The sequence below is a fragment of the Streptomyces sp. CG 926 genome, assembly GCF_003148825.1.
GTDB lineage: Bacteria > Actinomycetota > Actinomycetes > Streptomycetales > Streptomycetaceae > Streptomyces.
In genome coordinates this window covers 40,506-56,709 of sequence record NZ_QGGZ01000025.1, presented here as the reverse complement: position 1 = coordinate 56,709, position 16,204 = coordinate 40,506, and the positions used below count along the sequence as shown (strand labels likewise).

Annotated in this window: 15 protein-coding genes; 3 read left to right on the top strand and 12 right to left on the bottom strand. The window is 70.9% G+C overall.

The annotated features are described in order from the left end of the window. The first annotated feature begins 70 nt into the window (after nucleotides 1-70). On the top strand, nucleotides 71-736 hold the full coding sequence (locus tag BCL76_RS37900) for a L,D-transpeptidase family protein (RefSeq protein WP_375138013.1): 666 nt from the start codon (nucleotides 71-73) through the stop codon (nucleotides 734-736). Nucleotides 737-896: 160 nt separating this feature from the next. Here BCL76_RS37900 and BCL76_RS37895 read toward each other — a convergent pair whose 3' ends face one another. Beyond that, nucleotides 897-2,204: an MFS transporter gene (locus BCL76_RS37895; RefSeq protein WP_109784045.1), complete on the bottom strand. Its 1,308-nt coding sequence runs from the start codon at nucleotides 2,202-2,204 to the stop codon at nucleotides 897-899. Nucleotides 2,205-2,413: 209 nt separating this feature from the next. Here BCL76_RS37895 and BCL76_RS37890 point away from each other — a divergent pair, with 209 nt between their 5' ends. Next, a complete protein-coding gene (locus BCL76_RS37890) occupies nucleotides 2,414-3,424 on the top strand; it encodes a sigma-70 family RNA polymerase sigma factor (RefSeq protein WP_109784044.1) in 1,011 nt (336 codons plus the stop codon). On the opposite strand, the gene BCL76_RS37885 is transcribed toward BCL76_RS37890, so the two are convergent. Continuing rightward, entirely contained in the window at nucleotides 3,311-3,649 is a 339-nt protein-coding gene (locus BCL76_RS37885) for an STAS domain-containing protein (protein WP_258310149.1), read from the bottom strand. The two genes, BCL76_RS37890 and BCL76_RS37885, sit on opposite strands and share 114 nt — an antisense overlap. A gap of 55 nt (nucleotides 3,650-3,704) precedes the next feature. Between BCL76_RS37885 and BCL76_RS37880 the strand changes: the two genes are divergently transcribed. Then, nucleotides 3,705-4,259, top strand: a complete 555-nt coding sequence (locus BCL76_RS37880) for a ferredoxin (protein ID WP_219934022.1) — start codon at nucleotides 3,705-3,707, stop codon at nucleotides 4,257-4,259. Between the two features lie 2 nt (nucleotides 4,260-4,261). Here BCL76_RS37880 and BCL76_RS37875 read toward each other — a convergent pair whose 3' ends face one another. The 10 genes from BCL76_RS37875 to BCL76_RS40235 form a co-directional block, all read right to left on the bottom strand. Beyond that, complete coding sequence (locus tag BCL76_RS37875; RefSeq protein WP_109784042.1) at nucleotides 4,262-4,855, bottom strand: Uma2 family endonuclease; 594 nt, start codon at nucleotides 4,853-4,855, stop codon at nucleotides 4,262-4,264. A gap of 98 nt (nucleotides 4,856-4,953) precedes the next feature. Further along, entirely contained in the window at nucleotides 4,954-6,231 is a 1,278-nt protein-coding gene (locus BCL76_RS37870; RefSeq protein WP_109784041.1) for a thymidine phosphorylase, read from the bottom strand. 103 nt (nucleotides 6,232-6,334) lie between these two features. Further along, a complete protein-coding gene (locus BCL76_RS37865) occupies nucleotides 6,335-6,733 on the bottom strand; it encodes a cytidine deaminase (RefSeq protein ID WP_030712516.1) in 399 nt (132 codons plus the stop codon). After that, nucleotides 6,730-7,992, bottom strand: a complete 1,263-nt coding sequence (locus BCL76_RS37860) for an ABC transporter permease (RefSeq protein WP_258310148.1) — start codon at nucleotides 7,990-7,992, stop codon at nucleotides 6,730-6,732. Before BCL76_RS37860 ends, BCL76_RS37865 begins: the two co-directional genes overlap by 4 nt. Continuing rightward, on the bottom strand, nucleotides 7,989-9,104 hold the full coding sequence (locus BCL76_RS37855) for an ABC transporter permease (protein ID WP_109784040.1): 1,116 nt from the start codon (nucleotides 9,102-9,104) through the stop codon (nucleotides 7,989-7,991). The genes BCL76_RS37860 and BCL76_RS37855 overlap by 4 nt, the downstream gene beginning before the upstream one ends. Next, nucleotides 9,101-10,759, bottom strand: a complete 1,659-nt coding sequence (locus BCL76_RS37850) for an ABC transporter ATP-binding protein (RefSeq protein ID WP_109784058.1) — start codon at nucleotides 10,757-10,759, stop codon at nucleotides 9,101-9,103. Before BCL76_RS37850 ends, BCL76_RS37855 begins: the two co-directional genes overlap by 4 nt. A 230-nt stretch (nucleotides 10,760-10,989) precedes the next feature. Continuing rightward, on the bottom strand, nucleotides 10,990-12,051 hold the full coding sequence (locus BCL76_RS37845) for a BMP family lipoprotein (RefSeq protein ID WP_109784039.1): 1,062 nt from the start codon (nucleotides 12,049-12,051) through the stop codon (nucleotides 10,990-10,992). A gap of 251 nt (nucleotides 12,052-12,302) precedes the next feature. Beyond that, the gene (locus BCL76_RS37840) at nucleotides 12,303-13,547 is read right to left on the bottom strand and encodes an amidohydrolase (RefSeq protein WP_109784038.1); all 1,245 of its coding nucleotides are present in this window, start codon (nucleotides 13,545-13,547) and stop codon (nucleotides 12,303-12,305) included. Between the two features lie 140 nt (nucleotides 13,548-13,687). Then, nucleotides 13,688-14,866 carry a hypothetical protein gene (locus BCL76_RS37835; protein ID WP_109784037.1) on the bottom strand — a complete coding sequence of 393 codons (1,179 nt, stop codon included), beginning with the start codon at nucleotides 14,864-14,866 and terminating at the stop codon, nucleotides 13,688-13,690. 48 nt (nucleotides 14,867-14,914) lie between these two features. Further along, nucleotides 14,915-15,823, bottom strand: a complete 909-nt coding sequence (locus BCL76_RS40235) for an N-acetylneuraminate synthase family protein (protein WP_258310152.1) — start codon at nucleotides 15,821-15,823, stop codon at nucleotides 14,915-14,917. Nucleotides 15,824-16,204: the final 381 nt, after the last annotated feature.

The window sequence follows — 16,204 nt, the reverse complement described above, 5'->3', positions numbered from 1 at the left end:
GGGAACGGCTGTGGGGACGAACGTGGGGACACGGGCGTCGCGCGGGCGCGTGGGGCGGCGGGCGGCGGTGCTGGTCGGGGCCCTCGCGTTGGCGCTGCCGGTGGTGGTCACGGGTGGCGGGGCGGCGCAGGCCGCCGCCTCCTGCAACCTCACCACCGGGCCGTACCAGCGGCAGGTCGAGCAGTTCCTCGGACGGCCGGTGGACGGGAAGCAGTCGGCGGCCGACTGCACGGCGATCCGCTCCTTCCAGGCGAGCCACGGGATCACCCCGACACAGGGCTACGCCGGGCCGCTGACCTGGCAGACGATGAGCACGATGCTGGCCCAGCGGGCGGCCGGTACCACCCCGAACAAGGCGGGCGCCTGTCCGGTGGACCGGGGACGGATCGCCTGCGTCGACCTGACGCGGCAGCTCAGCTGGATCCAGGACGGCGCCACCCTGAAGTACGGGCCCGTCCCGGTCCGTACCGGCAAGGACGGCACGGAGACCCGGACCGGCCTGAAGAAGATCTACTACCGCAACATCGACCACTGGTCGACGCTCTACAACGTCTCGATGCCGTACGCGCAGTTCTTCGACGGCGGCATCGCCTTCCACTCGACCACCAAGAGCATGTGGAACCCGCCCGGTTCGGGTGGCTGCGTGAACATGCGCCCGGCCGACGCGAAGGCGTACTGGAACCTGCTGGGGCAGGGTGAGGACGTCTACGTGTACGGCCGCAAGCCCGGGACCTAGGCCGTCTCTTTCGGATCTTGTCGGGTGAGCCCGGGTCGTCCGGTGCGGTGCATCGCAAGGCGGAGGGGCGCCCGTGTACTGGACGTACTCGGGTGCCCCGACAACGCGGCGAGGTGCCGTGCCGGGCGGGCCGGGCCCGACAAGATCCGGATGAGACGGCCTAGGCCTTGCCGGCGGCGGGTACGGGGGCGGCGCCCAGGTGGTCCAACCGGCGGAGGGCGGCCCGGCGTTGGACGAGGGACAGGCCCGCCACCCCGGCCCCGAGAGCCAGCCAGCCGACCGGGCCGGCCGCCATCACCGCGCCGGTCAGCAGCAGCGGGCCCGCGGACTTCTGGACGGACTGGGCCATCCCGGCCACCCCGAGGTAGGAGGCGCGCGCCTGCGGCGGGGCGAGGGAGACGGCGAGCTCCCAGGAGCTCACCGAGCGCATCAGTTCCGCCGCGGTGACCAGCACGGCCGCGGCGAGCAGGATCAGCGAGGCGGCCCAGGCCCCGCCCGCGGGGGCCGCGGCCAGGAAGACGCAGCAGGCGAGCGTCGTCAGGCCGTACAGGGCGACGGCGCCCGTGGCCTGGTGGGCGTCGCGCACCCGGGCCGACACCCGCAGTTGCAGGACGACGACGAGCACGGTGTTGATGACCAGGAAGGCCGGGATCAGGGCGTGCGGGGCCGCGGTGTGGCCGACCAGCCACAGCGGTATGCCGACACCGAGGATCGAGTCGTCCAGGCTCATCGGGATGTCCAGCAGGACGAACCGCAGGTAGCCGCGGTCCCGCCAGGGCCCGGTCCCGGCCGCCGGGACGCCTTCCTGCGCCCCGGGCCGTGCGACCACGAGCCCGGCGCCGCGCGGCTCCCTGGTGCGCCACACCAGGACCGCGGCCACCAGGAAGGACAGCGCGTTCGCCAGGATCAGCACCTGGTAGGCGCCACGGGTGCCGATCGCGAGGCCGATGGCGGAGAGGCCCGCGCCGAGGGCGTAGCCGGCGTTGGCCGAGCTGCGCGACAGCGCCTGGTAGGTGGAGCGCCGCTCGCCCGCGACCCGGGTGGCGAAGAGCATCTCCAGCGTCTTGGCCGCCCTGTCTCCCAGGTGGGTGACGGCGAACAGGAGCAGCAACAGGCCGAAGTCGGTGACCACCAGCAGCACGCAGAGCGCGCCGAGGCGGATCAGGTGGCAGCCGATCAGCAGGGTGCGGACCTGGAAGCGGTCGGCGAGGTGGCCGGCCAGCGGCGAGCCGGCGATGCCCGCCACCCCCGCCGCGCCCAGCAGCAGGCCCAGCCGCCCGGCGTCGAGGCCGACGACGAAGGTGAAGTAGAGGACGGAGGACGCGGCCCACACGCCGGTGCCCGCTCGGTCCAGCGCCTGGGTGAGCAGCATGATCCGCGCGTCACGGCCGCCGGGCGGCCGGCGCAGTTGCGCCAGCAGACCACCGTCCCCCTGCCGTGCCTTCCGGATCTCCCCGCCGCGCCGCATCCCAGTCCCCCGTATCGACCGCGCCCACCGTCCATGTATCTCGACATCGAGATACATGACGGAAGCCTGCACCACATCAATCTTGACGTCAAGAAACTTGATGACGACATATATGTACGTCTGCGGGCGCGTCCACCGCTTCCGGCTGCCGTTGTCAGACCCCTCCGGTAGGTTCCGAAGTAGCGGAACGACCAGGGGGACGGACGGACATGAGTGATCTCGCCACCACCGAGATGGACCTCGACACGGCCATGGAGCGGTACCGGGTCGAGCTCACCGGCTACTGCTACCGGATGCTCGGCTCGTCCTTCGACGCCGAGGACGCGGTGCAGGACACGTACGTCCGCGCCTGGCGCAGCTACGAGAAGTTCGAGGGCCGCTCCTCGCTTCGGTCGTGGCTGTACCGGATCGCGACCAACGTCTGCCTGGACCTGCTGAACGCGGGCAACAAGCGGGCCCGCCCGATGGACCTGAGCGCCCCGCAGCACCAGGCCTCCGCCGTGCTCAACGAGCGCCCCGAGGTGACCTGGCTGGAGCCCGTCCCGGACGGCCGGGTGCTGCCGCAGACCGCCGACCCGGCGGAGATGGCGCTGGCGAAGGAGTCCGTACGGCTGGCCTTCGTCGCGGCGCTCCAGCACCTGCCGGCGAAGCAGCGGGCGGTCCTCATCCTGCGCGAGGTGCTGGCCTGGAAGGCCGACGAGGTGGCCCAGCTCCTGGAGACCACGACGGCCTCGGTGAACAGCGCCCTGCAGCGGGCTCGGGCCACCCTCGCCGGGCAGTCGCTGCGCGACAGCGACCCGGCGGATCCGCTGGACGCCGACCAGGCGAAGCTGCTGGAGCAGTACCTCTCCGCCTTCGAGGCCTACGACATCTCGCGGCTCACCACCCTCCTCCACGAGGACGCGGTGCTCTCGATGCCGCCGTTCGACCTGTGGCTGCGCGGCCACGAGGACATCGCGGCCTGGCACCTGAACCAGGGCATCGGCTGCAAGGGCTCCCGGCTGATCCCGACGACGGCGAACGGCCTGCCCGCCTTCGGCCAGTACCGGCCGCGCGAGGACGGGAAGCCGGGACACACCCCGTGGGCCCTTCAGGTGCTGGAGATTTCAGACGGCAAGATCGTCGGGCTCAACGCCTTCCTGGACACCGCGCGATGGTTCCCGTTGTTCGGCCTCCCCGAGGAGCTCGACGAGTCCTACGAGGTCCAGCAGGGCGCGTAGGGCGGGCCCTGCGCCGGTCACCCGCAGCGGCCGCCCCCGGGCGGTCAGCCGCAGCCGGGCCAGCACCTGTACGTCGGCCAGCCCGGGCGCGGTGACCGCGGCGGCGTCGCAGACCACCGCGCCGGCCCCGCCGTCGTAGAGCCGGGCCAGCCGGGCGCACAGCAGCGCGGCGTCCTGCGGGGCGGCCGGTCCGGGCCCGGGCAGCACGAGTTCTCGGATCTCCACGAGAGGGTGACTCCCCCGCCCGCCGGAACTCATCGGCGCCGCGCACAATGGCGCGATGAAGCCTGCCTACTGGGACCCCGTGCCCTACGTCCGGCGGCTGGTCACGCCCTCGACCAGCCGTTTCCCGGTGTTCTCGGGGGTCTGGGCCGAGCGGAACCGGCGCAACGTCCCCGGCCCGTTCTACGGGGCGGACACCGACTGCATGGAGCTGGGCCGGGGGGAGGCTCCCCGTCACATCGCCTACGACGGCGACCACGAGTTCGTCTACCGGCAGCCGGTCAACGCCTCCGAGGCCGAAGCCCTGCTGAGCGCCGCCCAGGTGGAGCTGTACTCCGGCTACGGCTGGGACGGCGACGACCACTGGACCGTCGAGGCGGTTCGCGACTGGTGGCGAGGCCGCGGGAAGGTCCGTGAGTGGGCCGTGGCCGCCGCGGCCGAACGGGACACCGAGGATCCCCGGTTCCAGGTGCACCACCAGGACGCCGCCCGCGGCCTGCGCGACTTTGTCGCGTACATCGACGACGGCCTGGAGGCCTACCTGCGCGGCTACCTGTTCTGGCTGGAGCAGCGCCGCGAGCCGCGCCCGGGCGAGGCCCTGCCGCGGCTCTGAGGTCAGGGGCGGGGGAAGACGGAGGTGTCGAGGACGATGCCGAAGGGGGTAGGCAGGTGGAAAGTGTCGCCGAACCTGCCGGCACGCAGCACCCGGTACACGTCCTGATTCGGCTCCCCGTACAGCGTGACGGTGGGGCCGCCGGGGGCGTGGGCGTCGATGAGAAGATAGAGCGGGATGCCCGCCCGGGCATACGCGGCGGGCTTCTCGGTGCGGTCCTGGGCTGCCGTCGAACGGCACGTGATCTCGGCGACGAGGACGGCGCGCTCGGCCGGCACGTAGCACTGTGTGGCCGACTCGACGAGGACGGACGAATCCAGGACCAGGAGGTCCGGGGTGAGCATGGCCCCGCAGGACGGGACCGCCACGCTCTGCCTCTGGTAGACGCCCCACGTCTCGGGCAGTGCCGGGCAGAGCGCGCGTCGGACCACGGACGCGATGAGGGCATGGCGGTTGGCCACCCGGGGCGCGACCCTGACCGTCCCGCCGATGATCTCCACTTTGCAGCCCTCGGGCCGGTCCAGTTCCTCCCAGAGACGGACGAGGCCCTCCCAGCTGTCGTGATCGGGTACGTACGGGTCGGTGGGTGCGCTCATTTCCTGCTCCTCGTGAAGCGGTCGGCACCGATCCCAACATGCCGAACGGGACCGGTGGGGGTCCACCGGTCCCGTTCACACGAAAGGGAAGCCGCAGGTCAGGCGATGCGGTCCAGCACGATCGGCGTGGCGGAGAAGGCCGTGCCCGCCGGGGCGATGTCGTACGTGCCCGCCAGGGAGGCGAGGGCGTAGTCGAACTTCTCCGGGGTGTCCGTGTGCAGGGTCATCAGCGGCTGGCCGGCCGTGACGGTGTCGCCCGGCTTCGCGTGGAGCTCGACGCCCGCGCCCGCCTGCACCGGGTCCTCCTTGCGCGCGCGGCCGGCGCCCAGGCGCCAGGCGGCGACGCCGACCCCGTACGCGTCCAGGCGGGTCAGGACGCCCGACTCGGGGGCGGTGACCACGTGCTGCTCGCGGGCGACCGGGAGGGTCGCGTCCGGGTCGCCGCCCTGGGCCGCGATCATCCGGCGCCAGTGGTCCATCGCGGAGCCGTCGGCGAGGGCCTTCGCCGGGTCGGCGTCCTTGATGCCCGCCGCGTCCAGCATCTCCTTGGCCAGCGCGATGGTCAGCTCGACCACGTCGGCGGGGCCGCCACCGGCGAGGACCTCGACCGACTCGCGGACCTCCAGGGCGTTGCCGGCGGTCAGGCCGAGCGGCGTGGACATGTCGGTGAGGAGCGCGACGGTCTTGACGCCCGAGTCGGTGCCGAGGCCGACCATGGTGCGCGCCAGCTCGCGAGCGTCCTCGATGTTCTTCATGAACGCGCCGGAGCCGACCTTGACGTCGAGGACGAGCGAGCCGGTGCCCTCGGCGATCTTCTTCGACATGATCGAGGAGGCGATCAGCGGGATGGCCTCGACCGTGCCGGTGACGTCACGCAGGGCGTAGAGCTTCTTGTCCGCCGGGGCCAGGCCGTCGCCCGCCGCGCAGATGACGGCGCCGGTGGTGTCCAGGACGTGCAGCATCTCCTCGTTGGAGAGCAGCGCACGCCAGCCGGGGATGGACTCCAGCTTGTCGAGCGTGCCACCGGTGTGGCCGAGGCCGCGGCCGGACAGCTGGGGCACGGCCGCGCCGCACGCGGCGACGAGCGGGGCGAGCGGGAGGGTGATCTTGTCGCCGACACCGCCGGTGGAGTGCTTGTCGGCGGTCGGGCGGGACAGGGAGTCGAAGTTCATGCGCTCGCCGGAGGCGATCATCGCCGCGGTCCAGCGGGCGATCTCGGTCCGGTTCATGCCGTTGAGCAGGATGGCCATCGCCAGCGCCGACATCTGCTCGTCGGCCACGACACCGCGGGTGTACGCGTCGATGACCCAGTCGATCTGCTCGGGGCTCAGCTCACCGCGGTCCCGCTTGGTCCGGATGACGGAGATGACGTCCATGAGGTGCTTCCTTCTACGCGCATAGAGAGGGGGAGATGAGGGGTTCAGGAACGGAAGTACGACGGCCCTCCGCCCCGGCAGGGGCGAAGGGCCGTCGGCACGGCTATCTCAGGTGGTCGGGCCCGAAGGCCTGCGGCAGCATCGCCGCCAGCGGGAGGACCCCGTCCGGGGTCTCCACCAGCAGCTCGTCGCCGCCGAATTCGTACAGCAGCTGGCGGCAGCGGCCGCACGGGACGAGGATCTCGCCCTTTCCGTCCACGCACGTGAAGTGCGTGAGGCGGCCTCCGCCGGTGGCGTGGAGGGAGGAGACCAGTCCGCACTCGGCGCACAGGCCCAGCCCGTAGCTGGCGTTCTCGACGTTGCAGCCGGTCACGACGCGGCCGTCGTCCACCAGGGCGGCGACCCCGACCGGGAAGCCCGAGTACGGGGCGTACGCCCGGGTCATCGCTTCCCGGGCGGACGTCCGCAGGGCTTCCCAGTCCACCGTCCGGTCCGAGGTCACTTGCCCTGACCCTTGCGGTACGGCATGCCGTCCGCCTTGGGCATCCGCAGGCGCTGCGCCGACAGGGCGAGCACGAGCAGCGTGGTCAGGTACGGAGCGGCGTCCACGAACTGGCTCGGCACCGAGTCGGTCGTCGCGTACCAGAGGAACAGCAGCGCGGCGAAGGCGGCGGCGACGCCGGCCTGGATGTACTTCTTCTTGTACAGCTGCCAGACGCAGACCAGCACCAGCAGGATCGCGATCAGCAGCAGCATCGCGTGGACGTTCTCCGCGCCACCGCGCAGCTTGAGGCTGTCGATGAAGCCGAACAGGCCCGCGCCCATCGCCATGCCGCCCGGCATCCAGTTACCGAAGATCATCGCGGCGAGACCGATGTAGCCGCGGCCGCCGGTCTGGCCCTCCTGGTAGATGGGGCTGGCGACCTCGGACAGGTACACGCCGCCGAGGCCGGCGAGGGCGCCCGAGATGATCACGGCGATGTACTTGTACTTGTAGACGTTGACGCCCAGCGACTCGGCGGCGATCGGGTTCTCACCGCAGGAACGCAGGCGCAGACCGAAGGAGGTCCGCCACAGCACCCACCAGGTGGCGGGGATCAGCAGCAGGGCCACGATGGTCAGCAGCGAGATCTCGGTGACCAGACCGCCGATGACACCGGCGAGGTCCGAGACGAAGAACCAGTGCTTGCCCTGGAGGTCGCTCATCCAGTCGGAGAGCCCTGGGACAGTGATCTTGGTGATCGGTTCGACCTGGGGGGACTGCTTGGAGGAGCCACCCGGGGCCTCGGCGAACGTGAAGTTCGACAGGTACTGGGTGAAGCCCAGCGCCAGGATGTTCACGGCCACACCGGAGACGATGTGGTTGACGTTGAAGGTCACCGTGATGATCGCGTGCAGCAGGCCGCCGGCGGCGCCGCCGGCGATGCCGACGAGCACACCGGTCCAGGGGCCCCACTGGTAGCCGGCCCAGGCACCGAACCAGGTGCCGAGGATCATCATGCCTTCGAGGCCGATGTTGACCACACCGGCGCGCTCGGCCCACAGACCACCGAGGCCGGCGAGGCCGATCGGCACGGCGAGGGAGAGGGCGCCGGAGACCTGGCCGACGGAGGTGAGGTCGTTGGCCCCGGAGATCAGGCGGACCACGGAGACCAGCGCGAGGGCGCCCGCGATGATCAGCATGATCCACGGGAGGGTGAGCTTCTTGCGGCCGCCGGTGGCGGGTGCCGCCTTCTTCGTGGAAACGGTGCTGGCGCTCACGCCGCGACCTCCTTCTCGGTCTTCATGGCGTGGCCCGCGGCCAGCTCCTCGCCGACCTTCTGCTGCTGGCGGCGCAGGCCGTAGCGGCGGATCAGCTCGTACGAGACGACGACCGCGATCACGATCAGGCCCTTCATGATCGTGCCGATCTCCTTGGCGTAGCCGGCCGTGTCGAGACCGGCGGACGCCTTGTCGATGAAGGCCATCAGGAGCGCGGCGAAGAAGATGCCGACAGGGCTGTTACGGCCGAGCAGGGCGATCGTGATGCCGGTGAAGCCGACGCCCACGGGGAAGACGAGGGTGTACGTGTGGCTCTCGCCGAGCAGCACCGGCATGCCGGACAGGCCGGCGACGGCGCCGGAGATGAGCATCGCGGTGATGATCATCTTCTTGGAGTCGACACCGGAGGCCGCGGCGGCGGACTCGCTGGCGCCGCTGGCGCGAAGGTCGAAGCCGAAGCGGGTGCGGTTGAGCGTGAACCAGTAGACGATGCCGAGGGCGAAGGCCACGAAGGTGAAGCCGTAGATCTCGCCCGAGTCGCCGAGGGAGAGGGCCGGGAACCAGCCGGATTGGGCGATCTCGCCGGTGGTGAGGTCGTTGGAGCCCTCGACCTGGACACCGAGGTTCTTCGGCAGGAGCAGCCAGGCGATGAGGCTGGTCGCGATGGCGTTCAGCATGATCGTCGAGACGACCTCGCTGACTCCGCGCTTGGCCTTCAGGACACCCGCGATACCGGCCCAGGCGGCGCCCGTCAGCATCGCGACGAGCACGATCAGCAGGATGTGCAGCGGGCCGGGCAGCGCGATGGCGCCACCGACCACGGCGGAGATCATCGCGGCGAGGCGGTACTGGCCGTCGACGCCGATGTTGAAGAGGTTCATCCGGAAGCCGATGGCGACGGCCAGGGCTGCCAGGTAGTACGTGCCGGCCTGGTTGACGATGAGGACCTGGATGTCCTCGTAGCCACCGTTCTCGACCATGATGCGCAGCGGCTCGATCGGGTTGATCCCCGTCGCCGCCAGAACGAGCATGGTCAGCACGAAGGCGCTGAGCAGCGCCAGCAGGGGGCCGGCGATGGCGAGCATCAGCCGGTCCTTGTCGAATGTCTTCATCGGGCCTCGTCCTCCGTCGTGTCACCGTCGGCAGCGGCGGAGTGGTTGTCGGTTGCTTCCAGGTGCCCCGAAGCGGCACCCGTCATCGCGGTGCCGAGCTCCTCGGGGGTGACGGTCGCGGGGTCGGCGTCCGCGACCAGGCGGCCGCGGTAGATCACGCGCAGGGTGTCGGACAGGCCGATGAGCTCGTCCAGGTCGGCGGAGATCAGCAGCACGGCCAGACCCTCGCGGCGGGCCTCGCGGATCGCGTCCCAGATCTGCGCCTGCGCGCCGACGTCCACACCGCGGGTGGGGTGGGCGGCGATGAGGAACTTCGGGTTGTGGCTCATCTCGCGGCCGACGATCAGCTTCTGCTGGTTGCCGCCGGAGAGCGAGGCCGCGGTGACCTCGATGCCGGGCGTGCGGACGTCGTACTCGCGCACGATCCGCTCGGTGTCCTTGCGGGCCGCCTTCGGGTCGAGGATGCCCTTCTTGGAGTTGGGCGCCTCGGTGACGTGGCCGAGGATCCGGTTCTCCCAGAGCGGGGACTCCAGCAGCAGGCCGTGGCGGTGACGGTCCTCGGGGATGTAGCCGATGCCGCCCTCGCGGCGCTTGCGCACCGGCGTCCTGGTGATGTCCTTGCCGTCCAGGGAGATGGCACCCGAGTCGGCGGAGGCCATGCCCATGAGGGCTTCGATGAGCTCCGTCTGGCCGTTGCCCTCCACACCGGCGATTCCGAGGATCTCGCCCTTGTGGATGGTCAGGTTGATGTCGTCCAGCAGAAGACGGCCTGCACCGACGTGCTCCAGGGTGGCGGAGTCCGGGGCGCCCGCGGGGGCCATGGTCTCCGGCTCGGCGACGACGGCGTCGCTCGCGGCCAGGGTCAGGCCCGTCACCTGCAGCATCGGCGTGGTCGTCACCGTGGACTCGCGGGTCTCGGGCGACGGCAGCTCGGAGCCGACCATCAGCTCGGCGAGCTGCTTGGTGGTGGCGGTCTTCGGGTCGGCGGTACCGACCGTGGTGCCGCGCCGGATGACGGTGATGTCGTCGGCGACCTTCAGGACCTCGCCCAGCTTGTGCGAGATGAAGATGACGGTCAGGCCTTCGGCCTTGAGCTCGCGCAGGTTGTCGAAGAGTGCGTCCACCTCCTGCGGCACGAGCACGGCGGTCGGCTCGTCGAGGATGAGGATCTTCGCGCCGCGGTAGAGGACCTTGAGGATCTCCACGCGCTGCCGGTCGGCGACACCGAGGTCCTCGACCAGGACGTCGGGGCGTACGCCGAGGCCGTACGCGTCCGAGATCTCCATGATCTTCTTACGGGCCTTGGCGCCGATGCCGTACAGCTTCTCGCCGCCGAGAACCACGTTCTCCAGGACGGTGAGGTTGTCGGCGAGCATGAAGTGCTGGTGCACCATGCCGATGCCGCGGGCGATGGCGTCGCCGGGGGTGCTGAAGGAGACCTGCTCCCCGTCGATGGCGATGGTGCCCTCGTCCGGCTTCTGCATGCCGTAGAGGATCTTCATCAGAGTCGACTTGCCGGCGCCGTTCTCACCGATCAAGGCATGGACCGTGCCCTTGCGGACGGTGATCGCGATGTCCTTGTTGGCGACGACGCCGGGGAAGCGCTTTGTGATGCCGTGCAGTTCTACGGCGTGGGGCGGGCTGGACGCGTTGATGACGCACTCTCCTTGGCGCGGAAGGAGCGGAAGGCAGGGGGGACAGGGCGGGGAGAGAAAGTATCGCGTCCACGATGCTTCTACGCGCGTAGCACTGTCAGAAGTGAAAACTTGCGGCCGGGCGGCCACGTGGTCACAGACTAATGATCACAGAACGTGGCTCGGGGCCCGGGAGCGATGTCGACCGCTTCCCGGACCCCGGAGACCAGGACTACATGTCAGGAGCGACCTTACGGCTGGGTCTTGACGACGATCTTCTTGGCGATGATGTCGGCCTTGGCCTTCTCCACCGCGGCGACGACGTCAGCCATCTCCTTGTACTTCGGGTTGGAGTCGGCCAGGCCGACGCCGTCCTTGTCCAGGCCGTAGCGGATCTCACCGGTGGTCGGCTTGCCGTCCTCGACCGACTTGATCAGGTTGAAGACCGAGTCCTCGACGTCCTTGGTGACCGAGGTCAGGATCGAGTCCTTGTACTTCGCCAGACCGGCCTGGTTGTACTGGTCGGAGTCGACGCCGATGGCCCACTTGCCCTTGGAGGAAGCGGCCTCGATGGCACCCGAACCGGCGAGACCGGCAGCGGCGTACACCACGTCGGCGCCGCCCGCGTCGAGCTGGCCCAGCGCGGCGGCCTTGCCGAGGTCGGGCTTGGAGAAACCGTCGAAGTTCGGCGGCTGCGTCAGGTACGCGGAGAGCACCTTGGCGTTCGGGTTGGTGTCCTTGACGCCCTGGGTGAAGCCCGCCTCGAACTTCTTGATCAGCGGAACCTCGACACCGCCGATGAAGCCGACCGTGCCGGTCTTGGACGCCTTGGCGGCGGCGACGCCGGCCAGGTAGGAGCCCTGCTCCTCGTTGAAGACGAGGTTGGCGATGTTCGGGCCGGTCACCGAGGTGTCGTCGATGATGCCGAACGTGGTGTTCGGGAACTTCGGCGCGACCTTCTTGACGGCCGGGGCGTACGCGAAGCCGACGCCGATGACCGGGTTGTTGCCCTTGCGGGCCAGCTCGGTGAGACGCTGGACCTTGTCGGCCTCGCCCTCGCCGTCGGTGGGCTCCGCCTCGGCGGACTTGATCTTGAGATCGGTTTCGGCCTTCTTCAGGCCGGCGTAGGCAGCGTCGTTGAACGACTGGTCGCCGCGGCCACCGACGTCGTACGCGATGGCTGCGGACTTCTGACCCGACTCCGAGGGGGAGGACGAGGCGTCCGACGACTTCTTTCCGCCACAGGCGGTGGCCGAGAGGGCCAGCGCCGCGGACGCGATGCCCACGGTGGCGATCCTGGTGATCCGGCGCAAGGGGAGGCTCCTTCAAAACCTGACCGAAGCGCCACGACCGGCGCTGGTTTCGCGGCGATCGTAACGCGCGTAGATGTCAGTTAAAGGCCCGTTCATGAGTCGTTATCGGATCGTCGTGAACCGGACAGTGACCGATCGGTAACTCCTTCTGCGTCCAGCCCTTGTGTACCAAGGGCTGGACACGCCCGTCGGGAGTCCCGCCGATGTTGTAAGGAGTCTCGCCCGCCGGCTGCTTCTCGACGGTCCCGCGACTACCTCGTGGCCACCGCGCGCAGCCCGTCGATCATCGCGGCGGCGGTGAAGAACTCCACGCCGACGGCGATCGCGGACTCGTCCACGTCGAAGTCGCCCCGGTGCAGGTCACGCTTGGCGCTGTCGCCCGGCGTACGCACGCCGAGGCGAGCCATCGCGCCCGGCACGTGCTCCAGGTACCAGGAGAAGTCCTCCCCGCCCAGGCTCTGCTCGGTGTCCTCGACCGAATCCGCTCCGCAGCGGACCCCCATCGCCTCGCGCAGCAGCTCGGTGATCACCGGGTCGTTGACCACCGGGGGCACCCCGCGCACGTGGTTGATCTCGAACTTGGCCCCGTGCATGGTCGCGATCTCGTCGATCGCCGCGTGGATCATGTCCGGTGCCTCGTGCCAGGCGTTCAGGTCCAGGCAGCGCACGGTTCCGGACAGCTCGGCGTGCATCGGGATGACGTTGCAGGCGTGCCCGGCCTCGATCCGGCCCCAGGTGACGGACATGCCCGAGCGGGCGTCCATCCGGCGGGCCAGCAGCGCCGGGGCGTCGACGGCCACCCGGGCGGCGGCCGTCACCAGGTCGGTGGTCAGGTGCGGCCGCGCGGTGTGCCCGCCGGCGCCGGAGAGGGTGACCTCCAGCCGGTCGCAGGCGGAGGTGATGGGGCCGGCCCGCAGCCCGATGCGCCCCGCGTCGACCCGGGGGTCGCAGTGCACGGCGACGATCCGACCGACGCCGTCCAGGACCCCGGATCCGATGGCGTCGGTGGCCCCGCCCGGGAGCACCTCCTCGGCGGGCTGGAAGAGCAGCCGCACGGGGCGGGGCAGCAGCCCCTGTCGGTCGAGCTCGGCGAGGACCAGGCCGGCGCCGAGGACCACGGCGGTGTGCACGTCGTGGCCGCAGGCGTGGGCGCGGTCCGGGAAGGTCGAGCGGTACGGGACGTGCGTCTTGGCATCCGGGATGGGCAGGGCGTCGATGTCCGCGCGCAGGGCCAGCATCGGCCGGTCCCCGTCCCAGGTGCCGACGTCACAGATCAGGCCCGTGCCGGAGTTCAGCACCCGTGGTCGCAGGCCGGCTTTCTCCAACCGGGCCTTGATCGCCGCGGTGGTCCGGAATTCCTGGTGTCCGAGCTCCGGGTGCATGTGCAAGTCCCGGCGGAAGGCGATCAGTTCGGTACGCAGGTGGTCCGGAAGCTTGCCGGGCAGCTCGGGCCGGTCGGACGCGGCGGGCTGGGCGGTCTGGGACTCGCGGGACATCAACTGGTTCACCCGTTGAAGGGTAGGCCCACGGACGGGTCAACTGGCCGGGGATCACGAAAAGTTCATGCCGTTAGGGGAAAGAAACCCGACCTCTGGACGCATGACCGGATGCACCCGGGGGTAAACTCGCGCGCTCATCAGGCCGTGGGAGCCGCCTGGGCAGGCAGTCTGCGCACATCGCGGGCGGTGTCCGTGACCCCGGCGAGGAAGCTGCGGGCGCGCGGGGAGGCGGACCCGGTGAGCCACGCCGGATCCACATCGCATACGGCCACCGTGACACCGGTTCCGGTCAGGGCGTACGGCAGCGTGTGGACGACGGTGGAGGGAAAGCTGACGATCGTCCGGCCGACGGGACCGCGCCGGGCGATCAGCTCCAACGGCAGATCCGGGCGGACGATCTCCAGCCCGGTCGCCCGGCTCAGCGCGCGCAGCTTCTCCGGGGACTCGCGGCGGTGGGCGAAGTAGCGGGTGGCGCCGTGCTCCAGGGTCAGGGCGCGCACCGCGTCCAGATAGCGGTCCGGATCCACCACCCCGGTCTCCACGAGCGAGGTGCCGACCAGGTCGGTGCCCCTGGTCAGCCGGGGCGGTCCGAACCGGGCGCGGGTCCAGGCGAAGTCGTTGACCCGCAGCGTCATCCCGCCGTGTGCGGTGACGGGCATCGAGCTGAACACCTCGACGCGGTGGCCGAGGTGCGCGGCCGGGGTGAAGCGGCGCCGGGCGGTCGCGGAGACGGGTGCGTACGCCAGCTCGCGGATCCGGCCGGGCAGTCCGCCGCCGCCGATCCGGTGCCACCGTACGAGGCGTTCGCCGCGGGCGGTCTGCGCCATGAACTCCATGGTGGCGGTGCCGTCGTCGACCACCACGAGCTCCTCGGCCCGTACCAGGGTGAGCAGCAACTGGACGTAGCGCGAGAAGGGGTCGCCGACGACGACCGTGCGCGCGGCGCGCACGTCCCGCGCCAGCGCGGCCAGCGCCTTCAGCGGCGCGAACCGGCTGCCGCGCGCCTCCTGCCACCGGACCTCGTGCCCCTCGTCCCGCGCCAGTGCGGCCACCCGGCGCAGTTGGCCGCGGGACATCGGGTCGGTGGGCGGCAGGACGACGATCCGCAGGGGGGACGCGGCGCCCGCCGGCCGGGGGACCGGCTCGGGCAGCTCCGCGCCGCCGGACCGGCGCCCCCGCTGGCGCGGTACGCCGTCCAGCTGCGGCTGCGCTCCGGGGCGCGCGTACGCCCACTCCAGCACGTTCAGGAGCTGGACGGGACTCTCGACGAACGCGAGGGTGGAGGCGGCGGGTGCGGCGGGGGCGGAGGGGGTCACCACGTACTCCTTGTCGGGGGGCGGATCTCGTACGCGCCGGACCTCGGGTCAGACGGCGGCCAGCTCGCCCCGGACGCGGCGGAGCTTCTTCATGGGGCCGAGCTCGGACTCGTAGACGCGCTTGACGCCGTCGCCGAGGGCGGTCTCGATGGTGCGGATGTCGCGGACCAGGCGGGTGAGGCCGCCGGGCTCGACGGAGGCGGCCTGGTCGGAGCCCCACATGGCGCGGTCGAGGGTGATGTGGCGCTCGACGAAGGTGGCGCCGAGGGCGACGGCGGCGAGGGTGGTCTGCAGGCCCGTCTCGTGGCCGGAGTAGCCGATCGGGACGTTCGGGTACTCCTCGCGGAGGGTGTTGATCACCCGCAGGTTGAGCTCCTCGGCCTTCGCCGGGTAGGTCGAAGTCGCGTGGCAGAGAAGGGTGTTCGCACTGCCGAGCACCTCCACCGCGTGGCGGATCTGCTGCGGGGTGGACATGCCGGTGGACAGGACGACGGTGCGGCCGGTGGCGCGCAGGGCGCGCAGCAGCTCGTCGTCCGTGAGGGAGGCGGAGGCCACCTTGTGGGCGGGGACGTCGAACTTCTCCAGGAAGGCGACGGCCTCGGTGTCCCACGGGGAGGCGAACCAGTCGATGCCGCGCTTGGCGCAGTGGTCGTCGATGGCGCGGTACTCCTCCTCGCCGAACTCGACCTTGTGGCGGTAGTCGATGTAGGTCATCCGGCCCCAGGGGGTGTCGCGTTCGATGTCCCACTGGTCGCGGGGGGTGCAGATCTCGGGGGTGCGCTTCTGGAACTTCACGGCGTCGCAGCCGGCTTCGGCGGCGGCGTCGATGAGGGCGAAGGCGTTGCCGAGGTCGCCGTTGTGGTTGATGCCGATCTCGCCGACGACGTAGACGGGGCGGCCGGGGCCCGCGGTGCGGGAGCCGAAGGTACGCAGGCGGGGGTCGGGGGTGCTCGTCATGGCAGGGGGCGTCCTTCGGTGCGGGGATGTACGGGGGGCACTCGGGGTCAGGGGTGTGGGCTGCGGGTCGGGATGCGCGTCGGGGCCTGGGGCGGGCTCCGCGGGGTGTGCGGGGTGTGCGGAGGGTCCGGGCCGTGCTCCGGGGCGCGGGTCGAGCAGGGGTGCGAGCAGTCGGGCGCGGGTCAGGTCGTGCGGGTCGTCGATCTCCAGGACCCGAGCGGGATCGGTGGCGACGGGAAGGGTGCGGCCGAAGAACCGGTGCCGGGCGCCACGGAAGCCGGCGACGTCCATGGCGTAGGCGGCGCCCGTCTCCAGCAGGTCCTGCGGCCGGTCCTGGCGCCGAGGGCGGTACGCCGTGTCGTGGTTGACGCCGGCTCCGCA